This window comes from Pseudomonas sp. LPB4.O, from assembly GCF_038383825.1.
In the GTDB taxonomy this organism is placed as follows: Bacteria; Pseudomonadota; Gammaproteobacteria; order Pseudomonadales; family Pseudomonadaceae; genus Aquipseudomonas; species Aquipseudomonas putida.
Map to the genome: position 1 here is coordinate 1,559,261 of NZ_CP151298.1, position 18,677 is coordinate 1,577,937.

The window sequence follows — 18,677 nt, forward strand, 5'->3', positions numbered from 1 at the left end:
GCCTGGGTGACCTGACGGTCTTTCAAGGCATGTGCAGCTTTGGAGCATGGGTCTTTGCGGATGCACCTAGAGGCAGACCCATGACCCAGGAAACCGGCGGCTTCGCCGCTCTCGATCTTAATCCGAACATTGTTGCTGCTGTTGTGGCTACCGGCTACGAAGAGCCGTCCGCCATTCAGCAACAATCGATCCCGATCATCCTCGCCGGTCACGACATGATCGGCCAGGCGCAGACTGGCACCGGCAAGACCGCTGCCTTCGCCCTGCCGATCCTCAACAAGATCGATGTGAGCAAGCGCGAACCGCAAGCCCTGATCCTGGCGCCAACCCGTGAGTTGGCGCTGCAAGTTGCTACCGCTTTCGAAACCTACGCCAAGCAGATGCCGGGCGTGAACGTGGTTGCCGTATACGGTGGTGCCCCGATGGGCCCACAGCTGCGTGCAATCCGCAACGGCGCGCAAATCGTCGTGGCCACCCCAGGCCGTCTGTGCGACCACCTGCGTCGTGACGAAAAAGTCCTGTCCACCGTGCAGTACCTGGTACTGGACGAAGCCGACGAGATGCTGAAGCTGGGCTTCATGGATGACCTCGAAGTGATCTTCGACGCAATCCCGGCTACCCGTCAGACCGTACTGTTCTCCGCTACCCTGCCGTCGTCGATCCGCTCGATCGCCGAACGTCACCTGCGCGAGCCCAAGCACGTCAAGATCCAGACCAAGACCCAGACCGTTACCGCAATCGACCAGGCCCACCTGATGGTCCACGCCGACCAGAAGATCCCGGCTGTGCTGCGTCTGCTGGAAGTGGAAGAGTTCGACGCGCTGATCGCCTTCGTGCGTACCAAGCAAGCCACCCTGGACCTGGCCGCCGCGCTGGAAGCCAAAGGCTACAAGGCTGCTGCGCTGAACGGTGACATTGCCCAGAACCAGCGTGAGCGCGTGATCGACTCGCTCAAGGATGGCCGCCTTGACATCGTCGTCGCCACCGACGTCGCTGCCCGTGGTCTGGACGTACCGCGCATCACTCACGTGTTCAACGTTGACATGCCGTACGACCCGGAATCCTACGTGCACCGTATCGGCCGTACTGGCCGTGCCGGTCGCGAAGGCCGTGCGCTGCTGCTGGTCACCCCGCGTGAGCGCCGCATGCTGCAGGTGATCGAGCGTGTGACCGGGCAGAAAGTTGCCGAAGCCCGCCTGCCGAATGCCCAGGCCGTGCTGGATGCCCGCATCAAGAAGCTGACCTCGAGCCTGGCGCCGCTGGTAGCCGAAGCAGAAGCCACCCACGGCGAGCTGTTCGACCGCCTCACCACCGACCTGGGTTGCAGCGCGCGTGCCCTGGCTTCGGCCCTGCTGCGCAAAGCCACCAATGGCCAGGCGCTGGACCTGGCTGCGGTAGAGCGTGAGCAGCCGCTGGTGCCGGGCGTTGGTGCCCCGCGTGGTGAGCGCAGTGAGCGCCCTGACCGTGGCGAGCGTCCTGACCGTGGTGACCGCGAGCGCCGTGCGCCGCTGCCACTGGCCGAAGGCCGTGTACGTTGCCGTACCGCCCTGGGCGCTCGTGACGGTATCGCTGCCAAGAACCTGCTGGGCGCGATCCTCAACGAGGGTGGCCTGGCGCGTGACGCCATTGGCCGTATCCAGGTACGCGACAGCTTCAGCCTGGTCGAGCTGCCGGAAGATGGCCTCGAGAAGCTGCTGTCCAAGCTCAAGGACACCCGCGTGGCCGGCAAGCAGCTGAAGCTGCGCCGCTACCGCGAGGATTGATCCTGGCGCACTAAAAAAATCCCCGGCCTAGGTCGGGGATTTTTTTTGCCTGTGCAGGACCTGTGGGAGCGGGCAAGCCCGCGAAGAGGCCCTTCAGTCGAACTGATATATATCCATCCCCAGCGCCCCCAGGGTAAACCCCTGATGAACCACCCCAAACCTGCCCCCAGCCCCCAGGGCAAAGAACAGCGGCAGCAAATGCTCATCACTGGGGTGGTTACGCACTGCATAGGGCGCCTGCCGGCGATAATCCAGCAATGCCGCCTGGTCATCTTCCTGCAGCCGCTCCACCACCCAATCCCTGAACGCCAGCGCCCACGGCTCGATCACATCCGGCCCTGCATGCCAGTCCAGTTCCCCAAGGTTATGGGTGATGCTGCCCGAACCTACCAGCAAGATGCCCTCGGCACGCAAGCTCGCCAGCGCCTGGCCCACCTTCACCTGCAGCGCCGGCCCCATGTGGCTGGGCAGGGAAACCTGCACCACGGGAATGCTTGCGTCCGGGTACATCAGCGACAGCGGTACCCAGGCGCCGTGGTCGAACGGTCGCTGAGCGTCCAGCCGGGCTGGCAGCCCCGCTGCCTTCAGCAACTCGCTGATCTGGCCTGCCAGGGCGGGCTCACCCGCCGCTGGGTACTGCACCGCGTACAAGGCCGGGGGAAAACCGTAGAAGTCGTGCCAGGTTTCTGGCTGTGCGCTGCTGGTCACCAGCAGCTCACGGCTCTCCCAGTGCGCCGACACCACCACGATGGCCTTGGGGCGTGGCAGGCTGTTGGCCAGCCCGGCCAAGGCCGGCCCGCTGGCACCGGGTTGCAGGGCTAGCATGGGGGAACCATGGGAGATGAACAGGCTGGGCAGCATGGCAAGGTCCTGAAGGTTAAGATGCACTCATCTTCGATCAGAAACTGATCGATAACCATCGCAAGTTTTACGCGATTTCTATCGGTTTACTCGATAAACAAGGAGCAACCATGGAGCCAGCGTTCTGGCACAAGCGGTGGGCCGACAACCAGATCGGCTTTCACCAGGGGCAGGTCAATTCGTACCTGCAGGCGCACTGGCCGGCACTGGGCCTGGCGCCTGGCAGCCGCGTGCTGGTGCCGCTGTGCGGCAAGAGCCTGGACTTGGCCTGGCTGGCCGGGCAGGGGTACCGCGTGTTGGGTGTGGAGCTGTCGCGGCGGGCGGTAGAGGATTTCTTCCGCGAGCACGGGCTTGAAGCCGAGGTGCAGCAGCGCGGGGACTTCGAAGTTTGGCGCAGTGGTGACGTGGAGCTGTGGTGTGGTGATTTCTTTGCGTTGCGTGCGCAGGATATCGGCGACTGCGTGGGGCTGTATGACCGGGCGGCGCTGATTGCGCTGCCGGCGCAAATGCGCGCGATGTACATGCAGGTGCTGACGGCTTTGCTGCCGGCGAATTGCCGGGGTTTGGTTGTGACCCTGGATTATGACCAGTCACTGCTGCCCGGGCCGCCGTTTTCAGTCAGGGACCCAGAGCTGCGGCAGGGGTTTGCAGGGTGGCAGCTGCATGAGCTGCAGACGGTAGAGGTGATTCAGGAGAGCCCCAAGTTTGTGCAGGCCGGGGTTTCCAGCCTGTTGGAGCGGGTTTACCGGCTTGGCCGGTAATACGAAAAAGGGCGACCGAAGTCGCCCTTTCTGTATTACCCGATGGATCAACCGCGACGGCGCAGGGCCTCGATACGGTCTTCCAGTGGCGGGTGGCTCATCAGCAGCCCGGCCAGGCCGTGCTTGAGGCCACCGTTGATGCCAAAGGCCTTCATGGTGTCGGGCATGTGCACCGGCAGGCCTTGCTCCACACGCAGGCGCTGCAGCGCGCCGATCATGGCCGAGGTGCCGGCCAGCTGTGCACCGGCTTCGTCGGCGCGGTACTCGCGGCGGCGCGAGAACCACATCACGATCATGCTGGCCAGGATGCCCAGGATCAGCTCGGCAATGATGGTCGCCACGTAGTAGGCAATGCCCTGGCCCTCTTCGTTCTTGAAGATGACCTTGTCGACGAAGTTGCCGATGATGCGTGCGAAGAACATCACGAAGGTGTTCACCACGCCTTGCACCAGCGCCAGGGTGACCATGTCGCCGTTGGCTACGTGGCCGATCTCGTGGGCCAGCACTGCCCGCACTTCATCGGGCGAGAAGCGCTCCAGCAGGCCCTGGGACACGGCTACCAGCGCGTCGTTGCGGTTCCAGCCGGTGGCGAAGGCGTTGGCCTCGTACGCCGGGAAGATACCTACCTCGGGCATTTTGATGCCCGCTTCACGGGACAGCTCTTCGACCGTTTGCAGCAGCCACTGCTCGTGGCGGGTGCGCGGCTGGCTGATGATCTGGGTGCCGGTGGTCATCTTCGCCATCCACTTGGAGATGAACAGCGAGACGAGGGAGCCGGCAAAGCCGAACACGGCGCAGAACACCAGCAGGCTGCTGAGGTTCAGGTCGACCCCGTTGGCGGCCATGAACCCGTTGAAACCGAACAGGCTCAAGGTAATGCTTGCAACCAGCACCACCGCAAGGTTGGTGGCCACAAACAACAGAATGCGCATCATGGTTGTTACGTTCTCCTGACGGATGAATTGTCGCTTACTGCGGGGTATATAAGGGGCCTGTCGCGTGGATTCAATCGTGCGACTATTTCAAACTGTGTACGGCGGAGTATGGCAGAGGATGGCGCGGGGGCAGTGGGATAGAGCATTGCAGGATGTAAGAAACACCCTGTGGGATTGCAAGGGGCTGCTGTGCAGCCCATTCGCAGCGCAAGGCTGCTCCTACAGGAGAACGCGTACACCTGTAGGAGCAGCCTTGCGCTGCGAAGAGGCCATCATTTACTGCGAATAAGTCCGCAGGAAATTGCCGATCCGGCCAATCGCCGCTTCCAGGTCATCCACTCGCGGCAAGGTCACCACGCGGAAGTGGTCCGGCCACGGCCAGTTGAACGCCGTACCTTGTACGATCAGCAGCTTTTCCGACAGCAGCAGGTCAAGGGCGAACTTTTCGTCGTTGAGAATCGGGCACACCTTCGGGTCGATCCGGGGGAACGCATACAGCGCACCCATCGGCTTCACACAGCTTACGCCCGGGATGTCGTTGAGCAGCTCGTAGGTACGGTTGCGTTGCTCAAGCAGGCGGCCTGGCGGCAGCACCAGGTCGTTGATGCTCTGGTAGCCGCCCAGTGCGGTTTGGATGGCATGCTGGGCCGGCACGTTGGCGCACAGGCGCATGTTGGCCAGCATGTCGATGCCTTCGATGTAGCTTAGCGCGTGGTGCTTGGGCCCGGAGATGATCAGCCAGCCGGAGCGGAAGCCCGCCACCCGGTACGACTTGGACAGGCCGTTGAAGGTCAGGCACAGCAGGTCGGGGGCCAGCGAGGCGGTGCTGATGTGCACGGCTTCGTCGTACAGGATCTTGTCGTAGATCTCGTCGGAGAACACCACCAGGTTGTGCTGGCGGGCCAGCTCCAGCATGCCCAGCAGCAGCTCCCTGGAGTACACTGCGCCGGTCGGGTTGTTCGGGTTGATGATCACCAGGGCCTTGGTGTTCGGGGTGATCTTGGCCTTGATGTCTTCAAGGTCGGGGAACCAGTCGGCCTGTTCATCGCACAGGTAGTGCACCGGCTTGCCGCCAGCCAGGCTCACTGCGGCAGTCCACAGCGGGTAGTCGGGGGCCGGGATCAGCACTTCGTCGCCGTTGTTCAGCAGCGCCTGCATCGACATGACGATCAGCTCGGACACACCGTTACCGAGGTAGATGTCCTCGATGGTGACGCCTTCGATTTCCTTTTGCTGGCAGTACTGCATCACCGCCTTGCGTGCGCTGAACAGGCCTTTGGAGTCGCTGTAGCCCTGGGCGGTAGGCAGGTTGCGGATCACATCCTGGAGGATTTCATCAGGCGCCTCGAAGCCAAACGGCGCCGGGTTGCCGATGTTCAGCTTGAGGATGCGGTGGCCTTCCTCTTCCAGGCGCTTGGCGTGCTTGAGCACTGGGCCGCGAATGTCGTAGCAGACATTGGCGAGCTTGTTCGATTTGCTGAACTGCATGATGGGATCCCGATATGAGAAAACGCGCTACGCCCCGCCGAAAGGTTTGAAACGGCAGGAAGCGGGTGCCAGACTGAACGCCTGGCACACGAAGCCAACTAATATACGTGCCACCCGCGCCCCGGAAAAGACGGTGCGGGGTGAAATTCAGCCTGCCGAGGTTTCCACATGCAAAAGATCGAGAAAACCCTGGAACAATGGCGGTCGATGCTCGACCCCGAGCAGTACCAGGTATGCCGCCTCAAAGGCACTGAGCGGCCGTTCAGCGGCAAGTACAACAGCGAGCGCCGCGACGGTATCTACCACTGCATCTGTTGCAGCGCGAAACTGTTCGATGCGCAGACCAAGTTCGATTCCGGCTGCGGCTGGCCAAGTTTCTACGCGCCGATCGAAGACAGCGCGATGATCGAGATCCGTGACACCTCCCACGGCATGATACGCACCGAAGTCACCTGCGCCCGCTGCGACGCGCACCTGGGCCACGTGTTCCCCGATGGCCCGCCACCAACTGGCCTGCGCTACTGTATCAACTCGGTGTGCATCGACTTGCGCCCGCGTGACTGACCGGAGCCCGAACATGGCTGGATCGATGCTGGACATCCCCTGCGTGACCCTGGGCGGCGAGCACAAGAAGCTCGGCGACTTCCCGGGCAAGGCGTTGCTGGTGGTCAATACCGCCAGCCAATGCGGCTTTACCCCGCAGTACAAGGGCCTGGAACAACTGTGGCAGGCCTACCACGAGCGTGGCCTGGTGGTGCTGGGCTTCCCGTGCAACCAGTTCGGCAAGCAGGAACCGGGCGATGCGCGGGACATTGCGCAGTTCTGCGAGCGCAACTTCGGCGTGAGCTTCCCGCTGTTTCGCAAGGTCGAGGTCAATGGCCCGGGCGCCCACCCGCTGTTCGTCGAGCTCAAGCAGCGCGCACCGGGCATTCTGGGCAGCCAGAAGATCAAGTGGAACTTCACCAAGTTTCTGGTCGACCCGGCCAGCGGCCAGGTGACGCGTTATGCCCCCACTACCAAGCCACAGGCCCTGGAAGCAGACATCGAGCGCCTGCTCAGCCGTTGAGCGGCACCCAGTGCTCGACCAGCGCCAGTAGCTCTTCGCGGCGGAACGGCTTGGCCAGGTAGTCGTTCATGCCCGCAGCCCGGCAGCGTTCGCGCTCCTCGGGCATGGCATTGGCGGTGAGCGCGACAATCGGCAGGTCGGGCCAGCGGCCGCTCTGGCGGATGCGCCGGCTGGCCTCGTAACCGTCCATCACCGGCATGTTGCAGTCCATCAGCACCAGGTCGAAGTCGTCCAGTTCCAGCAGCTCCAGGGCCTCGGCGCCCTGGGTGGCCAGTTGCACCTGGCAGCCGAGCTTGGCCAGCATGCCCTTGGCCACCAGCTGGTTCACCGGGTTGTCTTCCACCAGCAGAATCCGCGCACGGCCTGCCTCCAGGGTGATGGCCGGACTGGCCAGCGGGTGTTCGGGGTCGAAGCCTTGCAGGGTGCGGCGCAGGGTCTGGTACAGGGCGTTGCGCGCCAGCGGCCGGGCCAGTTGATGGAGCGGGGCGAGGGCGGCCGATTGCTCGCTGGGCAGGAAGTTACCGTAAGCGGTCACCAGCAGGATGGGGGTTTTCAGCGTTAGGCGCAGGTCGAACAGGCGGTCGACATCGTCGGTAATCAGCAGGTCCATCGCCGTGGCGTCCAGCGTCGCGCTGCTGTCATGCCGCTGGTAGGCCAGGCCCCAGGTGGGCAGCAGGCCCTGCAACAGTTCGTTAAGCCCGCTGCCTGCAGCGCTCAGGGCGGCTACGCGCCCGTGCAGCGGTACCGGGGCGATGGCTTCGGTGTGCTCGGCCAGCGGTAGTTCGGCGCTGAAACAGCTGCCAAACCCCGCTTCGGAGCGAATGTGCAAATGGCCTTGCATGGCCTTGCACAGGTTGCGCGTCAGGGCCAGGCCCAGGCCCGTGCCGCCGTACTGGCGGGTGATGCCGGCGCCGGCCTGGGTGAATGGCTGGAAGATCCGCGCCTGGGCCTCTTCGGGTATGCCGATGCCGGTGTCGCGCACCTCCAGGCGCACGCCGCCGACGATGCTCACCAGGCGCACATCGACACGGCCAAAGCGGGTGAACTTCAACGCGTTGGACAGCAGGTTGCTGACGATCTGCCGCACCCGCGTGGGGTCACCAAGCACACTGCTGGGGAAGTCACGGGCAATCAGGCAGGTCAGTTCCACGCTCTGTGCGGTGTTCTGCGACAGCAGGTTGGCGGTGTCTTCCACCATCGAACCCATGTCGAACGGGATGCGTTCCAGCTCCAGCTGGCCCGCATCGAACTTGGACAGGTCGAGGATATCGTTCAGCAGCTCCACCAGCACCTTGCCCGAGTCGTGGGCAATCGCCAGTTGCTGGCGCTGCTCGCTGGGCAGCGGGCTGTCCAGGGCCAGTGCGATCATGCCGAGCATGCCGTTGAGCGGGGTGCGGATTTCGTGACTCATGTTGGCCAAAAAGGCAGCACGCGCCTGGGCCATGTCCAGTGCGCGGCGGCGCGCTTGTTCCAGCTCCTGGTTGGACAGGCTCAGGCTGCTGTTGCTGGCCTTCAGTTCGTTGGTGCGTGCCGAGACGATGTCTTCCAGTTCGTTAAGGTACTGGGTAAGGCGGTTTTCGGCGGTACGCCGCTGCTCGATTTCGGTGGCCATGCTGACGAACTGCTGGTTGGCGACTTTCACCAGCACGCCGATTTCGTCGTTTTCGTGGCCGTGTGGGCAGTCCAGGCGGGTTTGCCGGGGTTTGCGCGGGTCGCTGCCGCTGAGCGCGCCGATCACCGTGACCAGCGGTTTGGTCAGCATCATGTAGAACAGCGCCAGCAGGATGCCGGTCAGCACCAGGCTGCGGGCAAAACCGTTCAGCAGGGTGATGCCGGCGCGGTCGAGAAAGCGGCTGCCGAAGGCAAAGGTGTCGACGTCCAGGTACAGCGTGCCCAGGTATTCCTCCGGCATGTGCGTCAGGTACAGGCGTGCCTTGAACTGACGCTGCTCACCAAACAGGAAGTCGCTCAGCGGCCGGTAGCGGTCCTGCAGCCTGGGCCGCTCGACATCGGCCAGCACTGTTTCGTTGTTGTCGATCAGCCGTGCACGGATGACGGCCGGCGACTGCAACAGGCCGCGGGTCAGCTCCAGCGCCAGCTCCGAGTCGATGTTGTAGGCGATGCGCGAGGCCGGGTTGTGGCTGATTTGCAGCAACGCGTTCACTTCACGGTTGATGGACGCGTCTTCGCTGGCATAATCGATGCCGATCTGGATGAGACTGAGCAATGTTCCCAGGATGAAGCCGACCAGGACTGTCAGCCGGGCTTGCTTGTATGACAGGCGATTGGTGAACTTTATATCCATGAGTCCCGAGCCGGTTTTCACGTTCCTTGCGCTGCGCAAGCATAGCCGAATAGCCCCGGCTGCTGGCGGGTCTGTCTGTTCATTTCAGTTGATCGCCAAGCGGGGACCGCTCTGCGCCCCAAAAACTGAAATTGTTAGGAGTCGTCATGGACGCTCGCTTGATTGCTTTTCTGGACCGCGCCGAATCGGTACTGGCGCGCCTTGAGCCCTTGTTGCCCGCACAACGCCCGAACATCGACTGGGGCACCACCTTGGCCGCCCGCTGGCAGCGCGATGGCCGCAGCGGCTACCTGCTGCCGCTGGAAGTCAGCCTGGACATCCGCCTGAGCGACCTGATAGGCGTCGACAAACAGCGCGACCAGCTGGGCCGCAACACCCACCAGTTCATCAACGGCCTGCCAGCCAACCACGCGCTGCTGTGGGGCTCGCGCGGTACCGGCAAGTCGTCGCTGGTGCGCGCCTTGCTCGCCGAACATGCCAGCGCCGGCCTGCGCCTGATCGAAATCGAACGTGACCACCTGGCCGACCTGCCGCGGGTGGTCGAGCAGCTGCAGAAGCTGCCGCAACGCTTCATCCTGTTCTGCGACGACCTGTCGTTCGAAGCCGGGGAGGGCGATTACCGGGTGCTCAAGAGTGTGCTTGACGGCTCGCTGGAGCAGGCCCCGGACAACGTGCTGCTGTACGCCACCTCCAACCGCCGCCACCTGGTGCCCGAGAAGGAAAGCGACAACGAGAACTGGAAGCGTGTGGACGGCGAACTGCACCCCAGCGAAGCGGTGGAGGACAAGATTGCCCTGTCGGACCGTTTTGGCCTGTGGCTGTCGTTCTACCCGTTTACCCAGGATCACTTCCTGAATGTGGTTGAGCACTGGATCGGCCAGTTGGCAAAACCTGCCGGCCTTGCCTGGCAGCGCTCCGAAGAACTCGACATCCTCGCCGTGCGCTGGGCCACCGGCCGCGGTAACCGTAATGGCCGTTGTGCCTATCAGTTCGCCCGCTACTGGGTCGGGCTGCAATTGCTGGAGCAAAAGTAAATGATCGACCTCAATGCCAGTGGCGCAGGCCTGGACGGCTACAACCTGCTGGCGGCGCAAGTGCAGGCGCTGTTTGCCGACGAGCGTGATTTTATCGCCAACGCCGCGCAGTTTTCGGCGTTTCTGTACAACCAGGTGGACGACCTGAACTGGGCGGGGTTCTACCTCAACCGCAACGAAGAGCTGGTGCTGGGCCCGTTCCAGGGCCAGGTGGCGTGTGTTCGCATTCCGTTCAGTAAAGGTGTGTGCGGGGCCGCGGCGGCAACGCGGCAAACCCAGCGGGTAGAAGATGTACATGCATTCCCGGGCCACATTGCCTGTGACAGTGCCTCCAACAGCGAGCTGGTGATCCCGTTGGTGAAGGAGGGCAGGCTGATTGGTGTGCTGGACCTGGATAGCCCCAAGGTTGGGCGGTTCAGCGAGGCGGACCAGGTGGGGCTGGAGCGCTTGGCGGCGGTCTTCCTTGAGCTGACCGACTGCTGACTACTGTTCGAAGGCTTGCGCTATCCCTGTAGGAGCGGCCTTGTGCCGCGATGGGCCGCAAAGCGGCCCCGGCGATATCGGCGTTGGTGCATAAATGTGGGGCCGCTTTGCGGCCCATCGCGGCACAAGGCCGCTCCTACAAGGGCGCGGCGCAGGGCTTAGTCGTAGATCACCTTCTTCTTCCAGGTCTCTTCCTCATCGGTCTTGAGCCCGTCGGTCAATTCGTTGTGCTCGTCCTCCGCCGGTGCCATGCGGTCCAGCACCTGGGCATTGGCCCGGGCCAGCAACTTCTCCAGGTACGTCAGCTGCTCTTCATACACCTTGGGCTCGGGCTGCTTGCGCAGGTATTGCACGCCGCGCTCGAATGCCAGGCGCGCCTGGCCCGGCTGGTTCTTCTGCAGGGCCTGCTGGCCGAGGTTGTTGAAGAACTCGATATGCAGCAACACCAGTATGTGGCGGATTTCCTTGACCCAGTGCTTGGCCTCGGGCGTGGGCAGGAAGCCTTCCTGGGCCGCACGGGTTACCTGGTTGTGCATGGCTTCCAGCAAGAACCGTACGTCCTTGGCCTTGACCTCGGTGTGGATCGGGTTGGGCGGGTTGTTCACCGGGATCTTGTCGCCCAGGGCTATCAGCCCCTCCAGCTCGGCAATGCGCGCCTTGAGTTCGGCATTGTGCTTGTCCACCGCCAGCTGGCGCTGATTGAGGTTCAGTTCCAGGCGGGTCAGCAGCAGTTTAAGGGCCGGGGTCATGAACTGGCCGGGGAAGGTCTCGGTGATTTCGCCACAGCGGCGCAGGCGGTCGGCCAGTTCGACCCTCGTCCGGACGCGTTCGATCTTGCCGTTCTCGACCACATTGTTTAGGTAGCCGATCACGATCAGCAACGCGATGCCTGCCACGATGAGCAGTGTGATCAGAAGTGGTGTCACCGTTAATGCCTCATGAATAGGTTTGCATTATTGAGTGTAGGAGCGAGCTTGCTCGCGAGAGGCCCCGACAGCCATTCTCTTTTTCTATCGGCAAACTGTGCCATAACTGGATGCTGGCACATTAATGCTGACTTGACGCCAGAAAATCAACGGCAACCCCCCGGAGGCTTGCCGAAACAGCGCTGGGTGTACCCGGAAGTCATTGATTTAAATAAATTTCTACAAAGGGGTTGACGCCTTCCCGAACCATCCATAGAATGCGCGCCACTTGCAGCGTAAAGCACACAGCGAAACGCAGCAGGGAGTGAAAGCAGGCAGTAATGCCAGCAGCGTGTCCCCTTCGTCTAGTGGCCTAGGACACCGCCCTTTCACGGCGGTAACAGGGGTTCGAGTCCCCTAGGGGACGCCAATGCGGGAATAGCTCAGTTGGTAGAGCACGACCTTGCCAAGGTCGGGGTCGCGAGTTCGAGTCTCGTTTCCCGCTCCAGTTTCTCCGGCACTGCTTAACGGCGGGGCAGGAAAAGAAAATCCAGGCTGAATCGTGAGGTTCATGTTCTGGTGCACTGAAAAGTGTTGTGTGTCCCCTTCGTCTAGTGGCCTAGGACACCGCCCTTTCACGGCGGTAACAGGGGTTCGAGTCCCCTAGGGGACGCCAAATGCGGGAATAGCTCAGTTGGTAGAGCACGACCTTGCCAAGGTCGGGGTCGCGAGTTCGAGTCTCGTTTCCCGCTCCAGTTTAAATACTGTGGCGTCTATGCGGTGCAGTGGTGGTGAAGGTCGTCAAGGCGCTTCACGCCGAAAGCGGTAAAGTTTCACAATGCGGGAATAGCTCAGTTGGTAGAGCACGACCTTGCCAAGGTCGGGGTCGCGAGTTCGAGTCTCGTTTCCCGCTCCAAAATCAAGATTTACAGCCTTCCACGGAAGTCTGTAGATCCTCGAAAATAGACGCTTCGGCGTCTTTTTTCGTTTCGGTCAAAGCCATCGGGATCCATGGTCATCCCGACATTTGGCTTCAACTGCAAAAAACGCCACTCTTTCGGGTGGCGTTTTTTTTGCATCGGGCTACGGCTTGTCTTCCAGTTGGGCTGCCGCATCGGGAAATTTCAACCAGCTCAGCTTATCGTCGAACGACACTTCAACCGACACCCGGAACTGATAGTTGATTGCCAGCCTCAACAGCTCGGTTTTCGTGACGGTACCCAGCACCATTACGTCCGTTTCGCTGGGTACAGGCAGCGCGGTGGCAATCGGCAGCCTGATTTCCCGAGTGACGTTGCCGCTTTCCACCCCGTCGATCCAGGCGTTGACGAATTGCGACGTATGCCGGAACGGCCAGCTTTCCAGGGTAAAGGTCGTGCTTTCGCCCAGTGTGCGCAGGTTCAGTGCGCGGTTGTGAATATCGCTGCACTGTACGATTGGCAGTCCTTCGATTTTCCGCACCGTGACATAGTGCGAAAGCGAGGGGGGCACGTCAGGCTTGTCGATTTGGTAATACAGTTCCACCCGGTCGTTCATGTGCGGCGGCACATATTGGCTGGGGATCAGGTATTCAAGTGCGCCTGGCGATATGGGCGTGTTGGTGGAGTAACCGCCGAGCGTCCCGGGTTGGCCCCAGAATACGGTGACAGTCTCATTCGGCCGGATTTCTGCCCCGTCGGGTATGACGAATGTGACGCCGTCGGATGCATTGCCAGGTTCCAGCGTGCTGGAGAATTCGCTGCCCTTCGCCTCCTTGATGTGTGGCGGTGGCAATTCGCGTGGTGCCAGGGAAAGGTCGGACTCCAACGCGACCGCTAGCGCACGCTGGGGCTGTGTGCCAGCGCGGTCCTGCACTTCATAACGCACGTAACGCGTGCCGTTGCCGGACTGGCGAATGAAAGCGCCCGGGAAGGTCAGCTCGAGCGGTTTGCTGGTGCCTAGCGGGCCCAGTGTTTCGATGTGCTCCTGAGTCAGTGTCATCATGTCGACCATTTCCTGCCCGGCGCCGTTTTCGCTGTAAAACCACTTCACGACATCGCCTGGCTCCGCACCAATGAACGAGGGGACTGTGCAGACGAGCTTGTCGCCGTTGGCCGCGAGGTAGTCCTCGGTGACACCTTCGCGAATAACGTAGTCGGGAAGCATCAATCGATCATCCGCGGGGAGCAGCGGCGGGGTCTTGTCGATGTAGATATCCAGTGGCCGTGAAGGCACATGGGTATCGTTGTGCAGCGTGACTGCGTAGTGCAGGCGGTGCGTGCCTTCAATAAGCCTGTCGACCGGTACCAAAATGAACAGCTCTTCAGGTTCGATAGGCTTGCTGAAGGTCTTCTTGTCGACCAGTACTTCATTCCAGTAGAGGAAAAGGTATTCCTCATCTATTTCCGGGTGCGAATTTGCCCACGGGTGAAACTCTACCCGCAGGGGGGAATAGGTTGCCCGGAACTCGACCGTGTTGGGTTTCCCCCCTTCAACATCGGGCACCACGCTTGGTACGGTTGGGGGGACAAGAGGGGCCGAGTCCAGTTCAGGGGTGGGAGTTCTGCGGTTACCGGAGCGCTTGTTCTGCGTCATCGTCCATCTCCATGTGTCACGCATGAATGCAAAAGGGAAGGCGCATTGGCCTTCCCACGTTTTTTCACCAGTTGTAACGGGCGCCGACGCTCACGCCCCATGGCTGTTCAAGCTTGCTGCCATGGCTGTAATCGAAGTCGGCGTGGGCCTGCCATTTTTCGCCCCAGGCGACCGCCACCCCTGCACCGATTTCAGCACGCGAACCGGCCAGGTTGCTGCTGAAGCGGTTGTCGTTGACTTTCACCTGGTTGTCGTTGACGAACTCATGAACTGCTGCCACCCGCAGGTAGGGTTGCACGCTACGGCCTGTGCCCGCACTGAAGGTGCGCCCGACCGAAGTGCCCACTTTGCCCAGCAGCGAGTGGGTACTGGTGCTGTTGGCGCGCATGCCGTTGTCCAGGCTGTAGTCCTTGCCCTGGACCACGAGCCCGGACAGTTGAGCGAACGGTTCGAGGAACCAGTCGTCGGCCAGGTTCAGATGACGTCCCACCTCCAGCGAAACGCCAGCACCCAGGTTGCTGTAGTCACCCTTGGCCTTGCTGCCGTCACTCAGGCGCACGTCGGCCCGGTTGTGGAAACGGTTGATGCGCGCCACGGTGTCGATGTAATAGCCGCTTTCGGGATCGAGCCAAGTGGCGTAGGCGCCGGCATGGTAGCTGTCTACGCTGGCCGAAGAGCCGCGGGCGAGGTTCAGGTCGGAATTGCTGTAGCCGGCCGTGATCCCGACCAGCCAGTTGCCGTCGCCAGCTGCCAGGGGCGCATCTGCGCCGATCGACAGGCCTTGTTGCTGTTGCTGGTACGCCGCGCCAGACGTCGCCGAGACATTGAATTGGTTACCGTAGCTGCGTACCCAGCCACCGGCTTTGCCAGGGTTGCGGCGCACGTCGCCCATGCGGCTACGCAGCACGCCGAGCTCGCCGTACCAGATGGTCGGCACGACGTTGGCCAAGGCCATCACTGTTTGTGTCCCGGGGCTGACCGTACGGGTGGTCGCGTCCAGGTACCAGTCGTTGTCGCTGCGTTGCACCAGGTCGTAGGAATAGGCGCCCAGGTCCACAGAGCTACCTAGCAGCGAGAATTGTGAATCGCCAGCAGCGGTATGCACCACATGCAGGCTGTTGTCTGTCAGCGGATCGTTGCCGCTGGCGCTGATCAGCAACTGGTGGTTGCCGCTGGCGGTGCCCGTCACGTCGAGGAAGTCCGACTGCGAGGTGCTGAAATCGGCCTCCATGATGAAGGTGCCGTTGCCGGTGAGGTTTTCCACGGAAAGGGTAAAGAATTCGCCCGGCCCGCCGAAGCGCACGGCACCGTTATCCAGTGACAGGTCGGTCACCTGGCTGTTGTCGACCAGGGCCCATTCGCCACCGCTGTTGATTTCCAGGCTTGCAACGTTGTCCAGCCGGCCTTTGAGGGTGGCGAAGTTTTCCAGCAGCACGTTGGCGGTGCCGCCGCTGGCGGCGACGATATCGCCGACCAGGTGGCTGTTGTTGACCCGCAGGTTGGCGGCAGCATCCTCCGCCACCTGCAGCAGCACGCCGTTGCCACCACTGAGGCTGGCACCGTTGATAACGTCGATCTGCGCCGATGCTGCAAAGCCGGCCCCTCGGCCGACGGCAATCGCTGGCCCGTTGCGTCCCTCGATCAGGCTGTTGTCGACCACCAGCGTAGAGCCGCGGCCGTCGTCCTCAAGAATGCGCGCGCCATAATTGCCGCCGCTGATGGTGCTGCCGTCCCTGGCAATCAGGGTGCCGGCAACCAGTCGTGCGCCCTCGCTGCTGGCGCCCGTGCCGCGTAGTTCGCTGCGCTGCAGTTCGGCAGAACTGGCATTGATGGTCGCGCCTTGTACGCCGCCTTCGATCACGCTGTCGTTGATCGAGGCGCGCGAGCCGTTGCCCGCCCCTGCAGCACTCAGCGCCAGGCCACGGGCGTCACTGCGGATGGTCGAGCGGTGTACGGTGGCACTGGCACCATTGAGCGCCAGGCCATTGCCATTCGATTCAGCGGTGACCTGGCTATCCGACAGGTTCACGGTGGCGCCCGCCTGGCCGGCGATCTGCAACGTCGTCGCCCCGGTGGCTGTCAGAATGGCCGGGCCGATCACCCGGTAGCTGTCGAGTGTGCTGCCGGCATCCAGCTGAGTATCGGCATCTATGAGGGTTTCTGCCCAGCATGCACTGGCGAAAAACAACGGGCCTGCCAGCACGAGATGAGCGGGTGTTGAACAGTGGCGAAGGGTGTGAAAAAGGCGGCTCGGCATTCAGGGAAAACCTCGAAGTGAACAAATTTTTGTAAGACCGTTCTGCTTTTCGTTGGAGAACAATCCGCATACCGCGAGGCTAAGCGCGTTAAATCGCAAAAAATGTAAGGAAATTCCTACTCCTCAACGGAAAATTCCTATAAGTGGATCGGCAGCGGACGATTGCCAAAGCCGCTGCCGAGGCTTGCTCAAGGTTGGCTTACGTCACACGAGCCCCCGGTACCCTGATCGGCGACGCTGATCTTGTTGGCCGTGGTATTGGAGGTAATGGGTGGCTGCGTGTTGAGGACGTAGCTCACCTCGGCCCGCCCGCCGGACGGCGCGGCGTCATAGATGGGCTTGATGTGCTGATCGTACGGCTCGACTCGCGTGACGAAGCCGTTCGCGATCTGCTCGGCGTTCAAGGTCACAGTCCAGGTTTTCTCAACGCCATCGATCAGGTTGCCATCCACAATTTGGTCATACACCACCCAGTTCAGTGTCATGGTGGTGTTTGGTGGCACATTGAAGCGGCTGCAGGGCGGTACCTGCACCCTGATCGCCGGGGCGGCGGAGGGGTCATCAGGGTCCCAGAGGGATCGGCAACTCAGCCAGAGCCGGTCCGTTAAACCCAGGAACTCGAGATCGTCGGCCGTCATGTCGATGGCCGATACCTCTACGAACTGTGGAAGCGACTCCTGTTCATTGAGCGCGTTTTCGTCGCCCTTCACGGTGTAATGCACAGGCAGCGCCAGCTGGTTACCAGCAGCCTCGATATAGCTCCACGGAATCGTGACGGACTTGTCGGCACCGGGTGCCTCATTGACAACCCAGCTTGTCACGTGCGTGCCGTCCCAGTAGAAGTCCACTACCTGGGGGGCTGCGGCGCCCTCGAATACCCTGAAGGTCAGCGTGGCGTCTTTGCCGCGGTCGGCCGGGGGAATGAGGTTCGTATCGCCGCTGAAACTGGTGATTGTGGGGGCGAGCATCTTGTCGTTGACCGGGTCCGGCCAGTCGGGGTCGGGGTCAGGGCGTTCCGGGCCAGCAACGGAAAAGTCGACAGCGAAGTTATCGGCCGCCGGTCCATAGGCGGCGTGGCCACGTAGCACCTGGTAGCTGACAGGGGTCGCTACCTCCCCGGAAGCCTTGCCGTATTCGTTTCGCAAGATATCGCTGGGTACGGATATCGATATAGGGAATGAGCGTGAGCCCACCTGTTCGGCGATCAGGGGCGTCGTGCCCCACTTGATCGCGATCTTGTCCTCTTTGCGGGAATTGGTGTAAGCCTGTATTTCTACCTGCACACCCGCCTGTGCATCTTTCAGGCTCAGTACGCCGTCATCTACCGCTAGCGGCACCTCTGGTGGCAGCAGGTCTTTGGGCTCTGGTGTGAGCACCACATCGACCGTCGCCGGCAGCCGGATGCGACTGCGGTTCTGGGCTTTATCGAACAGGTAGTAGACGATGTAGAACCTGCCATCACCCAGGCTGCGTACCACATCTGCCGGAATGGTTATCTTGCGGTCGTCTGTGACGGTGCCATCAACGACAGGGTTATCGTAGTCCGCATTTTCTTCAGGCCATTCCTTCAGATAGAACGCCTGGTATTTATCTTTGGATGTACGGTCCGGGTACTCGGGTATACCCAGTTCAATGCCGGCCTGGTGGTTGGTCAGGTAGGCTTCGTTGATGATGTCCGTGGGCGCGGTCAGCCGGGGAGCGGGCTCATCCCCCCAGGGCGGAACACTGTCACAGATCAGCTCGATGGGGTGCGAAACATATGGGTCGCTCTTGTGGTCGACCAGTTCGTATCGAATCCACAGTTTGCCATTGCGTGGAATGGACGCTTGGGGAAAAGCCAGTGCTAACGGAAAGTCTCCTGGCACGAGGGGCGGGAGGAACTTCTTGACAGGGCCAATGGCCCTGAAGGTGTTTTCGGCGCCAGTCAAGGTGAACTGCAGTTGTAACGTCGAGTAGTCATTTGGATCACTGCCCGGTGGCAGGTCAGACCATGCGGGGATCTCGACGGTCAGGTCGGTTTTCAAGCGGTCTTTGTGCAGCGTGCCATCGTCACTGTCGATGATGCCTTGGACATTGGGGGCGGTCACCGGTAACGGCGCTGTCTTGTCAGGGGCATCTTGCAAGTTCAGATACTTGCGCCGGGCTTTGGTGGTGCGGTCATGTTGCTGCGTGCTGAACGTTAGTGGTTTCATTGTTGTCTCCAACAAATATGACTACATGAGGTGTTGAACTGCAGCGACGGGTT

13 protein-coding genes, 5 tRNA genes and 1 pseudogene are annotated in these 18,677 nt (G+C 61.7%); 11 read left to right on the top strand and 8 right to left on the bottom strand.

Annotation, left to right across the window (positions count from 1 at the left end; translation table 11 throughout):
• The first annotated feature begins 80 nt into the window (after nt 1-80).
• On the top strand, nt 81-1,763 hold the full coding sequence (locus MRBLPB4O_RS07070; protein WP_016500932.1) for a DEAD/DEAH box helicase: 1,683 nt from the start codon (nt 81-83) through the stop codon (nt 1,761-1,763).
• A gap of 93 nt (nt 1,764-1,856) precedes the next feature.
• On the opposite strand, the gene MRBLPB4O_RS07075 is transcribed toward MRBLPB4O_RS07070, so the two are convergent.
• Nucleotides 1,857-2,624, bottom strand: a complete 768-nt coding sequence (locus tag MRBLPB4O_RS07075; RefSeq protein WP_341797920.1) for a class III extradiol ring-cleavage dioxygenase — start codon at nt 2,622-2,624, stop codon at nt 1,857-1,859.
• 110 nt (nt 2,625-2,734) lie between these two features.
• On the opposite strand from MRBLPB4O_RS07075, the gene MRBLPB4O_RS07080 reads away from it, so the two are divergent.
• Nucleotides 2,735-3,385 (top strand): thiopurine S-methyltransferase, encoded by a 651-nt coding sequence (locus MRBLPB4O_RS07080; protein ID WP_341797921.1) that lies wholly within the window; start codon nt 2,735-2,737, stop codon nt 3,383-3,385.
• 47 nt (nt 3,386-3,432) lie between these two features.
• On the opposite strand, the gene htpX is transcribed toward MRBLPB4O_RS07080, so the two are convergent.
• Both htpX and MRBLPB4O_RS07090 read right to left on the bottom strand, forming a co-directional pair.
• On the bottom strand, nt 3,433-4,320 hold the full coding sequence (gene htpX / locus MRBLPB4O_RS07085) for a protease HtpX (protein ID WP_341797922.1): 888 nt from the start codon (nt 4,318-4,320) through the stop codon (nt 3,433-3,435).
• Between the two features lie 276 nt (nt 4,321-4,596).
• On the bottom strand, nt 4,597-5,808 hold the full coding sequence (locus MRBLPB4O_RS07090; protein WP_016485452.1) for a pyridoxal phosphate-dependent aminotransferase: 1,212 nt from the start codon (nt 5,806-5,808) through the stop codon (nt 4,597-4,599).
• Nucleotides 5,809-5,976: 168 nt separating this feature from the next.
• Here MRBLPB4O_RS07090 and msrB point away from each other — a divergent pair, with 168 nt between their 5' ends.
• Entirely contained in the window at nt 5,977-6,372 is a 396-nt protein-coding gene (gene msrB / locus MRBLPB4O_RS07095; RefSeq protein ID WP_019472410.1) for a peptide-methionine (R)-S-oxide reductase MsrB, read from the top strand.
• A gap of 13 nt (nt 6,373-6,385) precedes the next feature.
• Nucleotides 6,386-6,874 carry a glutathione peroxidase gene (locus MRBLPB4O_RS07100; RefSeq protein WP_016500927.1) on the top strand — a complete coding sequence of 163 codons (489 nt, stop codon included), beginning with the start codon at nt 6,386-6,388 and terminating at the stop codon, nt 6,872-6,874.
• On the opposite strand, the pseudogene MRBLPB4O_RS07105 reads toward MRBLPB4O_RS07100, so the two are convergent.
• Nucleotides 6,864-9,222: pseudogene (locus MRBLPB4O_RS07105) on the bottom strand (response regulator). The gene MRBLPB4O_RS07100 and the pseudogene MRBLPB4O_RS07105 sit on opposite strands and share 11 nt — an antisense overlap.
• Nucleotides 9,223-9,325: 103 nt before the next feature.
• On the opposite strand from MRBLPB4O_RS07105, the gene MRBLPB4O_RS07110 reads away from it, so the two are divergent.
• Nucleotides 9,326-10,213, top strand: a complete 888-nt coding sequence (locus tag MRBLPB4O_RS07110) for an ATP-binding protein (RefSeq protein WP_341797923.1) — start codon at nt 9,326-9,328, stop codon at nt 10,211-10,213.
• A complete protein-coding gene (locus MRBLPB4O_RS07115) occupies nt 10,214-10,696 on the top strand; it encodes a GAF domain-containing protein (RefSeq protein WP_341797924.1) in 483 nt (160 codons plus the stop codon).
• 158 nt (nt 10,697-10,854) lie between these two features.
• On the opposite strand, the gene MRBLPB4O_RS07120 is transcribed toward MRBLPB4O_RS07115, so the two are convergent.
• Nucleotides 10,855-11,622, bottom strand: a complete 768-nt coding sequence (locus tag MRBLPB4O_RS07120; protein WP_341797925.1) for a hypothetical protein — start codon at nt 11,620-11,622, stop codon at nt 10,855-10,857.
• A gap of 333 nt (nt 11,623-11,955) precedes the next feature.
• On the opposite strand from MRBLPB4O_RS07120, the gene MRBLPB4O_RS07125 reads away from it, so the two are divergent.
• From MRBLPB4O_RS07125 to MRBLPB4O_RS07145, 5 genes are all read left to right on the top strand, one after another.
• A tRNA-Glu gene (locus tag MRBLPB4O_RS07125) sits at nt 11,956-12,031 on the top strand.
• A 2-nt stretch (nt 12,032-12,033) separates the two neighbouring features.
• Nucleotides 12,034-12,109: transfer RNA gene (locus MRBLPB4O_RS07130), tRNA-Gly, on the top strand.
• Nucleotides 12,110-12,201: 92 nt separating this feature from the next.
• Nucleotides 12,202-12,277: transfer RNA gene (locus tag MRBLPB4O_RS07135), tRNA-Glu, on the top strand.
• A 3-nt stretch (nt 12,278-12,280) separates the two neighbouring features.
• Nucleotides 12,281-12,356, top strand: a tRNA-Gly gene (locus MRBLPB4O_RS07140).
• Nucleotides 12,357-12,441: 85 nt separating this feature from the next.
• Nucleotides 12,442-12,517 (top strand) — tRNA-Gly (locus MRBLPB4O_RS07145).
• Nucleotides 12,518-12,684: 167 nt separating this feature from the next.
• Here MRBLPB4O_RS07145 and MRBLPB4O_RS07150 read toward each other — a convergent pair.
• The 3 genes from MRBLPB4O_RS07150 to MRBLPB4O_RS07160 all read right to left on the bottom strand — a co-directional run bounded on the left by MRBLPB4O_RS07150 (nt 12,685) and on the right by MRBLPB4O_RS07160 (nt 18,624).
• Entirely contained in the window at nt 12,685-14,175 is a 1,491-nt protein-coding gene (locus tag MRBLPB4O_RS07150; RefSeq protein WP_341797926.1) for a hypothetical protein, read from the bottom strand.
• Nucleotides 14,176-14,239: 64 nt separating this feature from the next.
• A complete protein-coding gene (locus tag MRBLPB4O_RS07155; RefSeq protein WP_341797927.1) occupies nt 14,240-16,432 on the bottom strand; it encodes an autotransporter outer membrane beta-barrel domain-containing protein in 2,193 nt (730 codons plus the stop codon).
• A 188-nt stretch (nt 16,433-16,620) separates the two neighbouring features.
• A complete protein-coding gene (locus MRBLPB4O_RS07160; protein ID WP_341797928.1) occupies nt 16,621-18,624 on the bottom strand; it encodes a hypothetical protein in 2,004 nt (667 codons plus the stop codon).
• Nucleotides 18,625-18,677 lie beyond the last annotated feature (53 nt).

Excerpts from the sequence above, each read along its gene's own strand:
- MRBLPB4O_RS07070 (WP_016500932.1), top strand. The coding sequence starts at position 81 with ATGACCCAGGAAACCGGCGGCTTCGCCGCTCTCGATCTTAATCCGAAC.
- MRBLPB4O_RS07075 (WP_341797920.1), bottom strand. The coding sequence starts at position 2,624 with ATGCTGCCCAGCCTGTTCATCTCCCATGGTTCCCCCATGCTAGCCCTG.
- MRBLPB4O_RS07080 (WP_341797921.1), top strand. The coding sequence starts at position 2,735 with ATGGAGCCAGCGTTCTGGCACAAGCGGTGGGCCGACAACCAGATCGGC.
- htpX (WP_341797922.1), bottom strand. The coding sequence starts at position 4,320 with ATGATGCGCATTCTGTTGTTTGTGGCCACCAACCTTGCGGTGGTGCTG.
- MRBLPB4O_RS07090 (WP_016485452.1), bottom strand. The coding sequence starts at position 5,808 with ATGCAGTTCAGCAAATCGAACAAGCTCGCCAATGTCTGCTACGACATT.
- msrB (WP_019472410.1), top strand. The coding sequence starts at position 5,977 with ATGCAAAAGATCGAGAAAACCCTGGAACAATGGCGGTCGATGCTCGAC.
- MRBLPB4O_RS07100 (WP_016500927.1), top strand. The coding sequence starts at position 6,386 with ATGGCTGGATCGATGCTGGACATCCCCTGCGTGACCCTGGGCGGCGAG.
- MRBLPB4O_RS07110 (WP_341797923.1), top strand. The coding sequence starts at position 9,326 with ATGGACGCTCGCTTGATTGCTTTTCTGGACCGCGCCGAATCGGTACTG.
- MRBLPB4O_RS07115 (WP_341797924.1), top strand. The coding sequence starts at position 10,214 with ATGATCGACCTCAATGCCAGTGGCGCAGGCCTGGACGGCTACAACCTG.
- MRBLPB4O_RS07150 (WP_341797926.1), bottom strand. The coding sequence starts at position 14,175 with ATGACGCAGAACAAGCGCTCCGGTAACCGCAGAACTCCCACCCCTGAA.
- MRBLPB4O_RS07155 (WP_341797927.1), bottom strand. The coding sequence starts at position 16,432 with ATGCCGAGCCGCCTTTTTCACACCCTTCGCCACTGTTCAACACCCGCT.
- MRBLPB4O_RS07160 (WP_341797928.1), bottom strand. The coding sequence starts at position 18,624 with ATGAAACCACTAACGTTCAGCACGCAGCAACATGACCGCACCACCAAA.